We start from the raw sequence: 15,236 nt of genomic DNA, 5'->3' as shown, positions 1-15,236 counted from the left end.
TTCAAGACTGAGAGGTGCGGAGGATGGACAACGAATTACTTGCACAGATGACTCGCGCCTACGAGGCTTGGATGCCCCGACAGTTGCGCGACTGGTACCCGCGAGACGAACGCCTCCGCCTCGCGCGAAAGGAAATGCGCCCGCACGCGGAGCACGTAGCTAACCGCGAGTTCGGCGTGGGATTTCGCGATCACCTCAACAGCATCGACGGGCCGAACGTCAAGGACCCGCTGGCGTGGGCAAACCGGCACGTTAAGTTTGCCGACGGGCACTGGTGTGTGGCCGGAATCCGGTTTCTGGGATTGGATCCCAAGAAGCCGTTTGTGCATGTCGTCGCTACATCTGTGCCTCCGGAACTCGACGGGTTAGCACCGTATGCGCAGCACTTGCACAACGAGTTCGCTGATTTTGCGCCGGTTGCAATCCGGTTCGAATTGCCCAACCCGCCGGAGAGCGCCGATGTGGATCAGTGGATCGTTGCTGGCCTCGTCTCCGAGCTGCGTGCTAGTCCACGCCGCCCGCTGAGCGACCAGGTGAGGCTTATCCCGGCAGCTCCAGAGGACATGGTGGAATACGCAGATGACGTGCTGGGCAACGTCGTGAAGCAAACGCCCGACGTGGCGACCTGGACCGAAGCAGCGACATTGCCGCAGTTGCAAAGTTGCGCAGAAACAGGCGCACTGTGTGCAGTGGAAGTTGGAGGCCAACGCGCCGGCGTTATCGCCGCAGCGCGCGACGACGCCAACGGGATGCGCGGGTTTCAGGTCTACGAGTTTCTTCTCGACGACCACGCGCGCGGCCGCGGCCTCGCCCCCGCCGCAATGCAGCACCTGTGCAGCGTTCTCCCCGCGCACCCCGGCGACACGTTGTGGGGGACGATCCATGCGGGCAATGGGCCGTCGCTGGGCAACGCGCTCGCTGTCGGGCGTAAAAAGATCGCCGCGTTCGTGTGGGTGGCACGTCGCGGCGACTTGTAGTGGATGGCCCTAGACCACCATGGGTTCTGCGGCAGGCGCTGCTGGGTTCTCGGCACGCTTCGCGCGGTCATCGCGAAGACGCATGACCATGGCGAAGATCCCGCCGGACAGGGTGTGCCAGACCGAGAAGATGACACCCGGCAGCGCGGCAAGCGGGGTCATGTACTGCACAGCGAGCGTGGCGGCGAGGCCAGAATTCTGCATGCCGACTTCCACCGCGATGGTGCGCGAGGCCGATTCGGTTTGCTTCGTCCCCTTGCCGGTGAAGTAGCCAAGCGCGTAGCCGAGCAGGTTGTGGATCATCACAGCTACCAAGACAAGCAGACCCGCTTCGACGATCTTGTCCCGTGAACCCGAGACGATGATCGCGACGATCGCCCCAATGGCGACGACAGAAATCCACGGAAGCGCTGGCAAGATCGCTTGGGCGATCTTCGGTAGAAAGAACGTAATCGCGAGGCCGAGCAGGACCGGAAGCAGCACCATCTTGACCGTGGAGATCGCCATCGAACCAGCACTTACTGGCAGGTACTGCCCCGCCAACCACAGGGTGAGCAGTGGCGTGAAGATCGGCGCGAGCAGCGTGGACACCGTGGTCATCGCCACCGACAGCGCCACATCACCGCGTGACAAGTAGGTCACCACGTTGGAGGTCGTGCCGCCCGGGGCGCAGCCGACGAGGATGACACCAGCTGCGATTTCCGGTGGCAGATTCAGCATCCACGTAATGAGCACCGCCAGTACCGGCATGATGACAAACTGCGCGATCACTCCGATCAGCACAGGCGTCGGGCGCTTCGCGATGATCGCAAAATCAGCAACCTTCAACGTCAATCCCATACCGAACATGACCACGCCCAGAAGCCAGGTTGTCCACCCGGTAATCGGCGCAACAACAGACGGGGTGAAATATCCGATGCAGCCGCCGACAACGACGAGGATCGGGAAGACAACAGAGGCGATCAGGGCCGAACGATCTTCGGCGGTGGTCGCCCCACCACTCGATTGACTCATAGCGTGAGATTATACTCTCACAATATGGACTCGCGGGGCGGTTTTGGAGATTCCGTTAGGAAACCCCAGCGTGGCCTAGGTGAACATCGCCTTTGCGGTGGCGTAGCCCAACGCGTAACCAAGGGCGTTGTGGAGTTCGACCACGAGCAGGACGACGAGGCCGGCCTGGGCGAGTTTGTCGCGGCTACCGGCCACGACAATGGTGACGATGATTGCGATCGCGATGACCGAGCCCCACGGCAGCACCGGCACAACGGCCGCCACAAGGCACGATGCGACGAGACGGACGAGGAGGCCGAGGCCGACCGGCAGAATGACCATTTTCACGATCGACCACGCCATTGGACCTGCGCTGACATCCATGTGCTCACCGGCCAGCCAGAGTGTGAGTAGCGAGGTGAAAATTGGGGCGAGCAGCGTGGAAACCGATGTCATCGTCACCGACAGAGCGCCCCGGATTACATTGGGCGTATGTGGACCGATGAAGTACGCAAACTTAAGCGCGAACGAAACGCCGTCATTCTGGCGCATAATTATCAGATCCCGGAGATCCAGGACATCGCCGACTTCACCGGCGATTCACTCGCGCTATCTCGTATCGCCGCCGACACCGACGCAGACGTGATCGTGTTCTGCGGTGTGCACTTTATGGCGGAAAGCGCCAAGATCCTCAGCCCCGACAAAACGGTGCTCATCCCGGACCAAGATGCCGGATGCTCTCTGGCGGACTCCATCACCGCTAAGCAACTTCAGCAATGGAAGGACGAACACCCTGGTGCGGTCGTCGTCAGTTATGTGAATACCACCGCCGATGTTAAGGCCCTTACGGACATCTGCTGCACCTCCTCGAACGCCGTTGAGGTGGTGGATTCCATCGATCCGGACCGTGAAATCCTCTTTTGCCCCGACCAGTTCCTCGGCGCCCACGTGAAGCGCCTGACCGGCCGCGAAAACATCCGTATCTGGGCGGGCGAATGCCATGTCCACGCAGGAATCAACGGCAAGGAGCTTGCGGAACAAGCGTCGGCGCACCCCGATGCGCCGCTGTATATCCACCCAGAATGCGGTTGTGCGAATTCCGCAATCTTCCTCGCTGGCGAAGGAGTGATCCAACCGGAGCGCGTGCACATGCTATCCACCGGCGGGATGCTCGACCAAGCAGACCGCGACACAGAAGGAACTGTGCTCGTAGCCACCGAAGTGGGAATGCTGCACCAGTTGCGAAAGCGGGCTCCGCTGGCGGATTTCCAGCCCGTGAACCCCCAAGCTAGTTGCCGGTACATGAAGATGATCACCCCAGAAAAGCTGGTTCGCAGCCTGCGGGACCTCCGCGACGAGATAACCGTGCCCGAGGATGTCGCGGCGAAGGCGCGCCAGTCATTGGAGCGGATGATCGCCATCGGCACACCGGGAAGCGGTGAATAGACACCGATGACAACGCCTGCTCAGCCGATCTTCCCTCCACTGAATAAGGAGGCCATACAGCGACTCATCCGTCTCGGTCTCGCGGAGGACTTCGCTCATGGCCCCGACGCCACATCCGTGGCGACAATCGACATGGACGCGGTTCTCACTGCACAGGTGGTCCCCCGCCAGGACGGGACCGTCGCGGGAATCGACGTTGTGGGATGGACTATGCGCGAGATTTCCCCCGCTGTCGACGTGTCTGTGCATGTCGCCGACGGCGATCGAGTGACGGCCGGTGACTGTCTTGCTACGGTGTCCGGCCCGGCGCGCGCCATTCTGTCGGCGGAACGGACTGCATTGAATCTGCTCACCTACGCTAGCGGCATCGCGACCGCGACTTCTGCGTGGACGGAGGTTATTTCCGACACTCGGGCGCGGGTGAGGGATTCCCGGAAAACGCTTCCCGGCTACCGCGATTTGGCGAAATACGCCGTGCGTTGCGGCGGAGGTGTCAACCACCGCATGAGTCTGGGTGACGCGGCACTGATCAAGGACAACCACGTCGCGAGCGTCGGTAGCGCAGCCGACGCATATCGACGCACGGCCAACGCATTCCCAGGCCTCCCCCTTGAGGTCGAAGTGGATGACCTAGATCAGCTCACCGAGGTCCTGGAATTGAAGCCGACTCTGGTCATGCTGGACAATTTTGAAGTGGAAGACACGCGGGTGGCAGTCGCCCGGCGAGATGCACTGTCCCCAGCGACGATGCTCGAATCCTCGGGTGGCTTGACGCTTGATCGCGCCCGCGCCTACGCAGACACGGGCGTTGAATTCCTCGCCGTCGGCGCGCTCACGCATTCGGTCACCATCCTGGATATTGGCCTCGACGCGCTGACCTGACCTCGGCGGATCACCTGTTCAGGCGGGCCTTGAGCGAGGTCTTCACTTCCGCCCATTCAATGTCCAGGATGGAGTAGACGCATGTGTCGCGCACGAGACCGCTGGCGAGAATTTTGTGGCGGCGTAACACTCCATCGAGCTTCGCGCCGAGTCTTTCGATAGCCGCACGCGACTGGCGGTTCATGTAGTGCGTACGGATCTCTACGCGCAGGCAGCCGAGGTCCTCGAACGCGCGCTGAAGCAGGAGCAGCTTCGCCGCCGTGTTGAACTTTCCGCCCTGGGCGTTTTTGGCAATCCAGGTCGATCCGATCTCGATGTTGCGATTGGTCGGATCCGGGTGCAGGAACGTCGTCACGCCGATCGCCGATCCTTCCGGTTCGACAATCGCCCACGGCGCGCGCACCCCGCGGTGCTGATCAGCGAGATACGTCTCGATGTACTCGGGCACTCCCCCCGGTGTCGGAATGTGGTCCTGGTACCACAAACTCGACAGATCCCCGACGCAGGCGGCAAGGGCTTCCGCGTGCTGCAGGCCAAGGGGCTCGAGAGTGACCCACTCATTGCTCAAGGTGGGGTTGTCGCAGAAATTCAACGGTGCCTCCGAAAATAGTGAACGAGGGGCATGAGAGCGCCCCAGCTGTAAACCTAGGTGATCATCGCCCTGCCGGTAGCGTGTCAGCGCCCGTGAACGGCGCACGGCGATCGCACCATCGGCCGTCAAAGCGGCGCTGTCGCCTCCCAGACCTCCCGGTAGCTCTCAGCGAGCGTGGCCACGGTCTCGTGCGCGTTGAGCCCGCTGGGGTTGCCCACCACCCACACCGGCACTCCGGCGAGGGTTTCGGGTTGAAGACCGCGGGTGGCCTTTGGTCGTCGATAAGCATCGCGGTACGCCCCGATGCCTGCGAACATCACAGCTCTGGGCTGATGCTTTTCGACGACACTCCGCACCACCTCCCCTCCCTCCACGAGCTCCGCCTTGGAAAGGTCCGACGCTTTCGGCGTCATGCGCCCCACCAGGTTGGTAAACCCGATGCCGCGCTCGGCGAGCATGGCCGCGTCTTCCTCCGATAACCCCTCATTGGCGTGGACACGGTATGGGGTGATGTCTGCGGCCTCCAACGCCGGCCAGAAGCGATTTCCCGGGTAGGCAAACGGCGCGTCCACCTCCTCGGTGAGGCGGCCGGGGTTGATGCCGACGATGAGCAGGCGGCAGGGGTTAGGAATGCGGTTTTTCATAGCATGCGCGTCCGGGTGCTATGTAAACATCGCCTTCGCGGTGGCGTAGCGACGCTCCGGGACCGTCTTGAGCTTTGCCACGGCGTCCTCGAGCGCAACAAGTTCGATGTCTTCGCCGTGTAGGGCCACACAGCTGCCAAAGTTGCCGACGTGTGCCGCTCGGGTGGCGTGGACGCCGTAGCGGGTGGCCAACACGCGGTCGTAGGCGGTCGGCGTGCCGCCGCGTTGGATGTGGCCAAGCACTGTAGTGCGCACGTCGTAGCCGAGGCGCTTCTTCACCTCGTCGCCAATGATCTGGCCCATGCCATTAAAGGTTTTGTGGCCGAACTCATCCTCTTCACCAAGGCCGGCGTCCATCGTGCCCTCCTTGGGCACCGCGCCTTCGGCGACGACGATGATGCCGTACTTCTCCCCCATCTGGAAGCGACGCTCCATCGCTTTGCAGATCTCCGCAATATCGAACGGTTCCTCCGGGATCACGGTATAGTGCGCACCACCCGCCATGCCGGCATGCAGGGCGATCCAGCCGACGTGGCGGCCCATGACCTCCACGATCAGGATGCGGTTGTGGGATTCCGCGGTGGTGTGCAGGCGGTCGATCGCGTCGGTGGCCACGGACACGGCGGTGTCGAACCCGAAGGTGTAGTCGGTCGCGGCAACGTCGTTGTCAATCGTCTTCGGCACGCCCACAACCGGGATGCCGTTGTCGGAGAGCCACTTCGCACCCTTGAGCGTGCCCTCGCCGCCAATGGCGATCAGCGCGTCGATGCCGGCGTCGTCCAAGTTCGCCTTGATCGTGTCGATGCCAGCCTTGAACTTGTCCGGGTGCAGGCGGCCCGTGCCTAGAACCGTGCCACCGCGCAGAAGCAGGGAGTCCATGTAGGCGTCGTCGTAAAGATCGACCCTGCGGTCCTCCATCAAACCGACCCAACCGTCGCGGTATCCAACGACGGTGGAGCCGTATTCGGTGTTCGCGGTGCGGACCACACCGCGGATAACGGCGTTTAGTCCGGGGCAATCTCCTCCAGAGGTCAACGTGGCAAGTCGCATGCACGCCAGCCTAGCGCGCTGCGCCTGCCCCTGCCCGCGGCGCAATGCGTATCGACGACACCACGCCCACCACCATCGCCACAACCGGCAACACCAGCGCCTTCGACGCCGTCACATCGATCTCCCCGGAGGCGAGCACTGCCCCCACAAGTGCCACGCCGAGCACGCTGCCAACCTGGCGCGCGGTGTTGTACAACCCGGACGCAGCGCCGGTCTGTCCCTCGGTGATGCCGCGCATGGTGACTGCCGCGTTCGGCGCCCAGACAAACGCGCCGCCAATACCCAGCAGCGCTGTGACTGCGGTGAACCACCACAGGTTGGCGCCGGCGTTGATGAGCGCGATCGCCAGCACCAGCGCCACAGTGCTGAGGGCAAACCCGATCGCGCAGAGTTTGCCGGGGTTGCGGCGATCGGTCAGGTAGCCGGCCACCGGGGTAAGCACCAGCGCAAGCACCGACATCGGCGCCGTGATCAGGCCCGCTGCCGACGGCGACGCTCCGGCGACCGTCTGCAGCCAGTACATCAGGGGGATGAACATCGAGGCGACGGTGAACCCCATGGAGGCCACGCCGAGTGTGCCTAGTGCAAAAGCGCGGTCCGAAAGGAGCTCGATTGGTAGGAACCCGTCGTCGGTACCGTTGCGTGCGGACTGCACAAGCACGCCCAGCAGCAGCACACCGAACAGGATCGAGGGCCAATAGCCGAACTGGATGCCGTAGACCAACAGCCCAAGCCCGCCGAAGGACAGCACGACCGGTAATAAGGTGACCCGCTTCCCTGTCGTCGTCAATCGCGGCAGAGCGATGACACCGGCGACCAGCGCAACGGCGCCTAACCCAGCCTGGGCGTAAAACGCCGCACGCCAACCTTGGGACTGCGCAATCGCACCGCCAACAACCGGCCCGATCAGCGAGGCCACCGAACCGATCACGCCCCACACGGCGAATGCGCGGCCTTGCTTGTCGTCGGCAAACACGCGCGGGATCAGACCGAAGGCTTGCGGCAGGAACACCGCCGCGCCGAAGCCCTGGAGCGCACGCGCGACGATCAGGGAACCGAACGACCACGACGCGCCCGCTAGTGCCAGCGCCGCCACGTAGACGGTCAGGCCGGTGAGGAACATGCGGCGCTGCCCGAAGGCGTCGCCAAGCCGTCCCGTGGCCGGCATGGGCGCGACCGTGCACAGCAAGTACACACTGGTCAGCCACACCGCGCCGCCGACCTCGTACGGCAGAAGCGGGGTGATCACGGGCATGAAGCCCTGGTCGATCAGGACAAGAAAATACCCCGCAGCCAAGGCTGCGAGGGTATTCCAGGGATTAACGGCCGGCTTCAAATGCGGCACCCACGCGGTAGAGGCGTGCGTCCTCGAACGCCGGGGCGATCAACTGCAGACCAACCGGAAGGTCGGTATCGGAGGCGTTGCCCGCCGGAACCGACATGCCCGGCAAACCAGCCAGGTTCAGCGGCAGCGTGAACAGGTCGAAGTTGTACATCGCCAACGGGTCGTCGACCTTTTCACCCAACTTGAAGGCGGTCGACGGCACAGACGGTGCTGCAATGACATCGCAGCCCTCGAACGCCTTGGCAAAGTCCTGGGCGATCAGGGTGCGCACACGCTGTGCCTGCAGGTAGTAGGCGTCGTAGTAGCCCACCGACAGCGCGTAGGTGCCGAGGATGATGCGGCGCTTGACCTCGCCGCCGAAGCCTTCGCCACGGGTGGCTGCCATGACTGCTTCAGCGGAGCGGGAGCCGTCGTCGCCGACGCGCAGGCCGTAACGCATGCCGTCGAAACGCGCGAGGTTCGAGCTCACCTCGGACATCTGGATGATGTAGTACGCACCCATGACGTCGTCGAAGCTCGGGCAGTCGACCTCGACAATCTCTGCCCCCTGGCGCTCGAGCTGAGCGTAGGCGGCGTCGATGGCCTCCTTGACACCTTCCTGGGTGCCGGGGCGCTCGAACTGCTTGACGCGTCCGATCTTGACGCCCTTGAGGTCACCCGAAACGCCCTCACGAGCTGCGTCGGCACACGCCGGAACCTCGCGGTCCACGGAGGTAGCGTCGAACTCGTCGTGGCCAGCGATGATCTCGTGCAGCAGCGCAGTATCAAGCACATTGTTCGCGCACGGGCCAACCTGGTCGAGCGAGGACGCACAGGCGATCACGCCATAGCGCGACACGCCACCGTAGGTCGGCTTCACGCCAACGGTGCCGGTGAGCGATGCCGGCTGGCGGATCGAGCCGCCCGTGTCGGTACCGATGCCCAGCGGGGCCTCACCAGATGCAAGCGCCGCAGCGGTGCCGCCACCGGAACCACCCGGGACGCGCTCCAAATCGTGCGGGTTCTTCGTCTGCTTGTACGCGGAGTTCTCCGTGGAAGAGCCCATGGCAAACTCATCCAGGTTGGTCTTGCCCAGAATCGGGATGCCAGCGGCGCGCAGCTTCTTGACCACAGTAGCGTCGTACGGGCTCATGTAGCCCTCAAGCATCTTCGACGCAGCCGTCGTCGGCGCGTCCGTGGTGACCAGCAAGTCCTTCAGTGCCAGCGGCACACCAGCGAGCGCAGACGCTGGCTCCTCGCCGTTCTTTACCTGCTCGTCGACCTTGTCAGCCGCAGCCAGGGCCTCTTCGGCACCAACGTGCAGGAAGGCCCCCAATTCGTCGTCAATCTCCGCGATGCGGTCCAAAAACGCCTGGGTAACTTCGCGCGAGGTGACCTCGCCAGCCTGAATCATCGCCGCAAGTTCGTGCGCTGGCTTTGCGACGAGCCCCTCTGCCGGAATCGTGTACTGCGTCATCGTTTAGTCTCCCTCTCCGAGAATCTGCGGCACCATAAAGCGGTCGTCCTCCACAGCCGGCGCCTGATCCAGCGCCTGCTCCTGCGTCAGCACCTTCTTTTCCACATCGGCGCGCATACCGGCGTCGATGGAGTGCGGGTGGCTCATCGGGGTCACGCCCTCGGTGTCCACGCTTTGCACCTTCGACACTGCTTCCACAATCGTGTCCAGCTGCTGGGCAATCGTGTCTAGCTCCTCGTCTTTCAGCGCAATTCGCGCCAGGCGTGCGATGCGCGACACCTCGTCGCGTGAAATCTCAGCCACAGTCCCATCCCTTCGGCATAACGTGGGTTGCGATTAACGCGCCTTATCTTACGTCACGTCGCGCCACCGCTTCTTCTCCCCCAGTTGCTATAAATAAGGCCATGTCGTACCTCATCCGCGTTTCACTCCCCGATGTGCCGGGCAGCCTCGGCCAGCTCGCTGAGGCGTTCGGCATCGTGGAGGCCGACATCAACTCCGTGGACATCGTCGAGTCCTCACTCGACGGCACCGTGACCGACGACATCGTGGTCACCCTGCCCACCGGAGTCATGGTGGACACCCTGATCACCGCCGTCGCATCCGTCGACGGCGCCGAAGTGGACTCGATCCGCCCCTTCACCGGGCGCGTCGACCGCCGCGGACAGATCCAGATGCTCGCCCAGATCGCGGCACATTCGGGCAAACAGGCCGACACGCTCGAAGAGTTGGTCAACGTCATGCCGAAGGCCGTCACCTCCTCCTGGGCGGTGGTGCTGAACAACTCCGACGCCGGTTTGGAGCGCGTCGCTGCCTCCTCCGCCGCGCCCGAGGATGACGGTTCCACCCCGCAGATGCCCGCAATCGAGGGCGCGCGCATCTTGCAGCCCGATTTCGACGAATGGGTGCCAGAGTCTTGGTTCCAGTTGGACACCGCCCTGACCGTGGCACCCCTGCACGGCACCGACCTCGTGCTCGTCGTCGGACGTGTGGGCGGGCCCGACTTCTTGGCCTCCGAGGTGCGCGAAGTCGGCGACCTCGGCTGCATCACGGGCGCGATCCTGAGCTAGTCGCTCGCGTCTAGCGACGAGGCACATTGCCCGCCGCGCGCCTTATGCAAGCGCGTCTGGGCCGCCCTCGAGCAGTTGCACGAATTGTTCCTCGGTAAGAATCGACCTGCCCAGCTCTTCGGCTTTCGCTGCCTTGGAGCCGGCGTTTTCGCCGACGACCACATAGTCGGTTTTCTTCGACACCGAACCCGCCGCCTTGCCTCCGCGGGACAAGATTGCTTCCTTGATTTCGTCGCGCGTAAAGCCCTCGAGTGTGCCCGTGGCCACGATGGTCAGCCCCTCCAGCGTCTGCGGGGCGCGGTCCTGATCGTCCGACTCCATAGTCACGCCGGCTGCGGCCCAGCTGTCCACGATGTTTTGGTGCCAGTCCACGGTGAACCACTCTTTGAAGCTCTCGGCGATCACGTCGCCCACGCCGTCGGTTTCGGCGAGGTCGGCCACGGGGGCGTCGATAAGCGATTGCATCGAGTGGAAGCGCGACGCGAGCGCGCGAGCCGCGGTGGGGCCGACATGGCGGATGGATAGCGCCACGATCACGCGCCACAGGTCGGCGTGCCGCGCGGTTTCCAGGTTGGCCAGGAGCTTCTTGCCGGAGGCGTTGACCTCGCCGTCCTTGCGGGTGTACACGCTGGACTTCTTCAAATCGTCTTCGGTGAGATCGAAGAGGTGGGCTTCGTCGATAAGCACGCCCGACGCGATGAGATCCTGCGCGCCTTTCTCGCCGAGTGCCTCGATATCGAATACGCCGCGTGATGCGATGTACTCCAGGCGGGTGGCGAGCTGTGCGGGGCACGAGCGGGTATTCGGGCAGCGCCAGTCCGCGTCGCCCTCCTTCGCGGGAGCAAGTTTCGTGCCGCACGAGGGGCAGTTCTCGGGGTAGACGAATTCGCGCTCGGTGCCGTCGCGAAGATCTGCAACGGGGCCCAGCACCTCGGGGATAATCTCGCCGGCCTTGCGCACCACCACGGTGTCGCCGATCATCACGCCCTTGCGCTTGACTTCATGCTGGTTGTGCAGGGTTGCCATAGACACCGTCGAGCCTGAGACGAACACCGGCTCCAGCACCGCATACGGCGTCGCGCGGCCCGTACGACCGACAGAGACCTCAATGTCGAGCAGTTTCGTGGTCACCTCCTGCGGCGGATACTTGTAGGCAATCGCCCAACGCGGCGCGCGCGACGTCGCGCCAAGCCCGCGCTGTTCAGCGACGGAATCCACCTTGACCACAAGCCCGTCCATCTCGTGGATCGCATCATTGCGGTGCTCACCCCAGTACTTCACGGCCTTGAGCACATCGTCCGCAGTCTCAGCCCGGCGCGTGTACTCGGAGACCGGCAGGCCCCACTCGGCGAGTTTCTCGTACGCCTCGTGCTGGGTTGCCGGGTTGAAGCCTTCGCGCGCGCCGATGCCGTGGCAGATCATGCGCAGTTTGCGCTTCTTCACGTCCTCCGGATTCTTCTGGCGCAGGCCGCCGGCTGCCGTGTTGCGGGGGTTGGCGAACGGTTTGCCGCCTTCCTTTTGGCGCAACTCATTGAGTTCCGGGAAGTCCTCAGGGCGGATGAATACCTCGCCGCGGACCTCGAGGAACGCGGGTGCGTCGCCAGTGAGTTTGTGCGGGATGTCCTCGATGACGCGCGCGTTGGCGGTGATGTCCTCGCCGGTAGTGCCGTCGCCACGCGTTGCTGCGCGGGTCAGTTCCCCGTTTTCGTAGATCAGGTCGATGGACAGCCCGTCGATCTTCAACTCCGCCAGGTACGGCCCCGGGGTCTTGTCCAGCCACTCGCGCATCTCCTCTTCGGAGAACACGTTATCCAGGCTCATCATGCGCTCGGGGTGTGTTACGTCCGCGAACGCGGAATCGGCCGTCGGCGCGCCGACCTGCTTCGTTGGCGAATCCGGCACCGCCAACTCCGGGTGTTCCTCCTCCATCTTCTGGAGGCGGCGGAACATCTCGTCGAACTCGGCGTCGGTAATCACCGGCTGGCCGTTGTAGTACAGGTCGCGGTGCTTGCGGACCTCTGCGGCTAGTTCGTCCCATTCACGGTGCAGATCAACGGAAATTTCACTCACGAGGAGCCAGTGTAGGTGTTAAAACAATCATCCTGTCGCTTGCAGCAGGGGTCCCAAGTTCACCAGGTTGTATTCCGCAAGGCACTCGATCTGCTACTACAATGCGCTAGAAGAAGGGAGGCACACCATGACAGCAACACACGCGCAATGCTTTGAAGCGTCCGGGGCATCGATCCGCGCTGCACGTGCCTCGATGGCTCTTGAGAGCCGTGCCGTTCCCGAGACCTACGAACCGTCCGAGCTTGAACAGCAAATCCTCTCACGGCTTTTCGAGGAACGCGGATGGGGTTAGACCCCGGCTACGGCGAAACCCCGCTCGACGGAGATGAGATGAGTGCGCTCGAACCGGCGCTGCTCGAACATTTTGACCGTATCCCTGACAAGCTCACAATTCATAGCCTCGAACAGCAGACCCTTGCAGTTACTCGTGCGAGGGTTCTCGAGGACATCGACAATTCGGAACTTCATCTCGACGAGATACTGACAACATCGTTCCTTGTCGAGCTTCACCGGTGGTTATTCGACGGCATCTGGACCTGGTCGGGAGCGTTCCGTCGCACTGGGCTCAATATCGGCGTGGATCCGCAATTCATTTCCACTGAGTTACATGCTTCCTTTGGCAATCTTGGTTATCAAGCAGAGGCTTCGTTACTCACCGCCAGACAGTTGGGTATTGCTACCCACGCTGAGCTAGTTCGTATCCATCCGTTCACCGACGGTAACGGCCGAGTCACCCGTCTCATGGCTGATCTCGTATTTGCTGCGTCACAGGGTCTTCCCCATACTTATGAATACGACTGGAACCTGGATAAGAGCGTGTACATCGACCTGTTGCGCACTTATGACCTCAATCGAGATCCAACTCCGCTCTCCAGCTTTATCGGAGTCCGCAAGCTCGGTTAACGACTTTGGATCACTCGTGTCGGCGCGCTCGTTACAATGACCGGCATGGCCACATTCGATGCCTCCCGCATGCTCTCCTTCGACCTTGAGACCACCTCCGCTAACCCGCGCGAGGCTCGCGTGGTCACGTCTGCGCTAGTGCGTATCGACGACGGCGTGGTCGACGCCAACGAAACCCTCGCCGACCCCGGGATTGAAATCCCCGAAGAAGCCGCCAAGGTGCACGGCATTACGACGGAGAAAGCGCGTGCGGAGGGTCGCGACCACGACGAGGTGGTGCGCGAGACGGTCGAGGCAATCAAGAAGGGCTGGGAAGACGGCCTGACACTCGTGGTGTTCAACGCCCCCTACGACCTGACGGTGCTGCGCAACCTCACCGGTGATTTCACCGTCACCGGCCCTGTGTTCGACCCGCTGGTGGTCGACCGGGCGAAGGACCGCTACCGCAAGGGCCCACGGAACCTGACTGCGATGTGTGAGCACTACGGGGTGCGCATCGACAACGCCCACGAGGCGACCGCCGACGCGTTCGCCGCCGCACGTGTGGCGTGGATGCAGGTGCGCAAGGCCTACCCAGACCTGGCCGAGATGGAGTCCGGCGACCTCATGGAGTGGCAGGCCGTGGAGTACTTCCGCATGCAGACCGACCGCAAGAAGTACTTTGAGGCCAACGGGCGCGACGCCTCCGGCGTGCTCACCGCCTGGCCGATGCAGGGTTAGGGCGCTACTGCTGGCTTGCGAGTTCTTCGTGCATTTCGCGAGCGGCAGCGTAATTCCGCGCGCACGCAAGCAGCGTGTCTGCCGGCTCGGCGTACACATCGATCTGGGTCTGTGCCGGGTCGATCTGTAACTCGTCGAACACACGGTAGAGCTCGCGTGGCTGCATGGTCGGGATCGCAATGCGAGCACCCGTATCCAGCAATCGTGCCAGCGCGTCGCGGTTGCAGGTGCGGGGGTCGGTGGTCTGCCACGGGGTGTCGTCGATAAGCATGGGCGTGTGCAACAGGTGCTCGCCGAAGCGGTGCAGGGTCTCCTGTGGCTCCGGGATCGCCGCGATGGTTTCGTAGTCGGTCGCGCCTTTGAGCGTGCCGGCCATGACGTCGCCGAGGCGCGGCTCGTCGAGTTGGAGCACCGTGGCGCCGAAGCGCGTTTCGATGTCGCGCACGTGGTCCGCGCTCGCCTGCAGGAGCGCGTCGGTGATATCGCGTAGCGCGCCGGGGTCGGTGATCATGCGGTGGCCGTTGGGCATCTCCACCTCAGCGGCAAGCGTGAACGGGCCGGCGAGCTGGACTTTGACGGCGTCCGTCTTGCCGTGCCAGAGCGCTTCGAGGTGGTCGAGGTCGCGGGCCATGCGGTCGGCGTCGGCACGCTTTCTGGCAGCCACGCGCCAGCCGCGCGGGCCTGGAGCGATCGGGATCTCGAGCAGCGCGGCGGTGCGCCCAATGAGATCGGAGCCGGCGCCGCGATCTGGCAGTTGCGGGACGTGCGGCAGCGGCGACTCGGAAAGCACCACGTCCGCGGCTTGCGCGAGGTCGGTGCCGGGCAGGGGCCCGAGGCCGAACGCGGTGGTAGGAAGTGTTGTCACGGCGCTGATGTTACGCGGTAGCGCCTAGGCACTGCTCAACGCATAGCCTGACACGTCCCTGCTGCGCTACTTCTTTTGTCGCCCGACCGCGCCTTCGTCTGCTCCCACGCCCCGCCAACCGCTTTCTAGACCTGCCGGCCTTTTGCATAATGGCACAAAAGGGCAGGTGGATCCTGTCGGAGATAGACCACGCCTCCCGGCTCAAACCGCGACCATTCCTGCT

General features: G+C 63.4%; 15 protein-coding genes and 1 pseudogene. 6 read left to right on the top strand and 10 right to left on the bottom strand.

Annotation, left to right across the window (positions count from 1 at the left end):
* Positions 1-23 precede the first annotated feature (23 nt).
* Positions 24-977, top strand: a complete 954-nt coding sequence (locus HMPREF2617_RS10505) for a GNAT family N-acetyltransferase (protein WP_070840679.1) — start codon at positions 24-26, stop codon at positions 975-977.
* Positions 978-986: 9 nt separating this feature from the next.
* Here HMPREF2617_RS10505 and HMPREF2617_RS10500 read toward each other — a convergent pair whose 3' ends face one another.
* Positions 987-1,991 carry a bile acid:sodium symporter family protein gene (locus tag HMPREF2617_RS10500; RefSeq protein ID WP_070840678.1) on the bottom strand — a complete coding sequence of 335 codons (1,005 nt, stop codon included), beginning with the start codon at positions 1,989-1,991 and terminating at the stop codon, positions 987-989.
* 90 nt (positions 1,992-2,081) lie between these two features.
* Positions 2,082-2,441, bottom strand: a pseudogene (locus tag HMPREF2617_RS10495) (bile acid:sodium symporter family protein); the annotation flags it as partial.
* Between the two features lie 21 nt (positions 2,442-2,462).
* On the opposite strand from HMPREF2617_RS10495, the gene nadA reads away from it, so the two are divergent.
* Complete coding sequence (nadA, locus tag HMPREF2617_RS10490; protein WP_070840677.1) at positions 2,463-3,416, top strand: quinolinate synthase NadA; 954 nt, start codon at positions 2,463-2,465, stop codon at positions 3,414-3,416.
* Between the two features lie 6 nt (positions 3,417-3,422).
* The gene (nadC, locus tag HMPREF2617_RS10485; RefSeq protein WP_070840676.1) at positions 3,423-4,298 is read left to right on the top strand and encodes a carboxylating nicotinate-nucleotide diphosphorylase; all 876 of its coding nucleotides are present in this window, start codon (positions 3,423-3,425) and stop codon (positions 4,296-4,298) included.
* Between the two features lie 10 nt (positions 4,299-4,308).
* Here the strand turns inward: nadC and HMPREF2617_RS10480 are convergent, their stop codons facing one another.
* The 6 genes from HMPREF2617_RS10480 to gatC are packed head-to-tail and all read right to left on the bottom strand — an operon-like array spanning position 4,309 to position 9,688.
* Entirely contained in the window at positions 4,309-5,019 is a 711-nt protein-coding gene (locus HMPREF2617_RS10480) for a GNAT family N-acetyltransferase (RefSeq protein ID WP_246821734.1), read from the bottom strand.
* The gene (locus HMPREF2617_RS10475; RefSeq protein WP_070840675.1) at positions 5,016-5,534 is read right to left on the bottom strand and encodes a mismatch-specific DNA-glycosylase; all 519 of its coding nucleotides are present in this window, start codon (positions 5,532-5,534) and stop codon (positions 5,016-5,018) included. The genes HMPREF2617_RS10480 and HMPREF2617_RS10475 overlap by 4 nt, the downstream gene beginning before the upstream one ends.
* An 18-nt stretch (positions 5,535-5,552) precedes the next feature.
* The gene (locus tag HMPREF2617_RS10470) at positions 5,553-6,584 is read right to left on the bottom strand and encodes an ATP-dependent 6-phosphofructokinase (protein WP_070820876.1); all 1,032 of its coding nucleotides are present in this window, start codon (positions 6,582-6,584) and stop codon (positions 5,553-5,555) included.
* Positions 6,585-6,594: 10 nt separating this feature from the next.
* Positions 6,595-7,881: an MFS transporter gene (locus tag HMPREF2617_RS10465; RefSeq protein WP_246819549.1), complete on the bottom strand. Its 1,287-nt coding sequence runs from the start codon at positions 7,879-7,881 to the stop codon at positions 6,595-6,597.
* A 22-nt stretch (positions 7,882-7,903) separates the two neighbouring features.
* Complete coding sequence (gatA, locus tag HMPREF2617_RS10460) at positions 7,904-9,385, bottom strand: Asp-tRNA(Asn)/Glu-tRNA(Gln) amidotransferase subunit GatA (protein ID WP_070452295.1); 1,482 nt, start codon at positions 9,383-9,385, stop codon at positions 7,904-7,906.
* Positions 9,386-9,388: 3 nt separating this feature from the next.
* On the bottom strand, positions 9,389-9,688 hold the full coding sequence (gene gatC / locus HMPREF2617_RS10455; RefSeq protein WP_070422994.1) for an Asp-tRNA(Asn)/Glu-tRNA(Gln) amidotransferase subunit GatC: 300 nt from the start codon (positions 9,686-9,688) through the stop codon (positions 9,389-9,391).
* Between the two features lie 101 nt (positions 9,689-9,789).
* Here gatC and HMPREF2617_RS10450 point away from each other — a divergent pair, with 101 nt between their 5' ends.
* On the top strand, positions 9,790-10,455 hold the full coding sequence (locus HMPREF2617_RS10450; protein ID WP_070840674.1) for an ACT domain-containing protein: 666 nt from the start codon (positions 9,790-9,792) through the stop codon (positions 10,453-10,455).
* A 42-nt stretch (positions 10,456-10,497) separates the two neighbouring features.
* Here the strand turns inward: HMPREF2617_RS10450 and ligA are convergent, their stop codons facing one another.
* Positions 10,498-12,525, bottom strand: coding sequence for an NAD-dependent DNA ligase LigA (gene ligA / locus HMPREF2617_RS10445; RefSeq protein WP_070840673.1), 2,028 nt, complete (start codon positions 12,523-12,525; stop codon positions 10,498-10,500).
* A gap of 282 nt (positions 12,526-12,807) precedes the next feature.
* Here ligA and HMPREF2617_RS10440 point away from each other — a divergent pair, with 282 nt between their 5' ends.
* A complete protein-coding gene (locus HMPREF2617_RS10440) occupies positions 12,808-13,428 on the top strand; it encodes a Fic family protein (RefSeq protein ID WP_070484282.1) in 621 nt (206 codons plus the stop codon).
* Positions 13,429-13,473: 45 nt separating this feature from the next.
* Positions 13,474-14,148, top strand: a complete 675-nt coding sequence (locus HMPREF2617_RS10435) for a 3'-5' exonuclease (protein ID WP_070423028.1) — start codon at positions 13,474-13,476, stop codon at positions 14,146-14,148.
* Positions 14,149-14,152: 4 nt separating this feature from the next.
* On the opposite strand, the gene HMPREF2617_RS10430 is transcribed toward HMPREF2617_RS10435, so the two are convergent.
* Positions 14,153-15,013 (bottom strand): uroporphyrinogen decarboxylase/cobalamine-independent methonine synthase family protein, encoded by an 861-nt coding sequence (locus HMPREF2617_RS10430; RefSeq protein WP_070840672.1) that lies wholly within the window; start codon positions 15,011-15,013, stop codon positions 14,153-14,155.
* Positions 15,014-15,236: the final 223 nt, after the last annotated feature.

Source organism: Corynebacterium sp. HMSC070H05 (assembly GCF_001837615.1).
GTDB classification, from domain to species: domain Bacteria; phylum Actinomycetota; class Actinomycetes; order Mycobacteriales; family Mycobacteriaceae; genus Corynebacterium; species Corynebacterium coyleae.
This window is presented reverse-complemented; position numbering and strand designations above follow the sequence as displayed.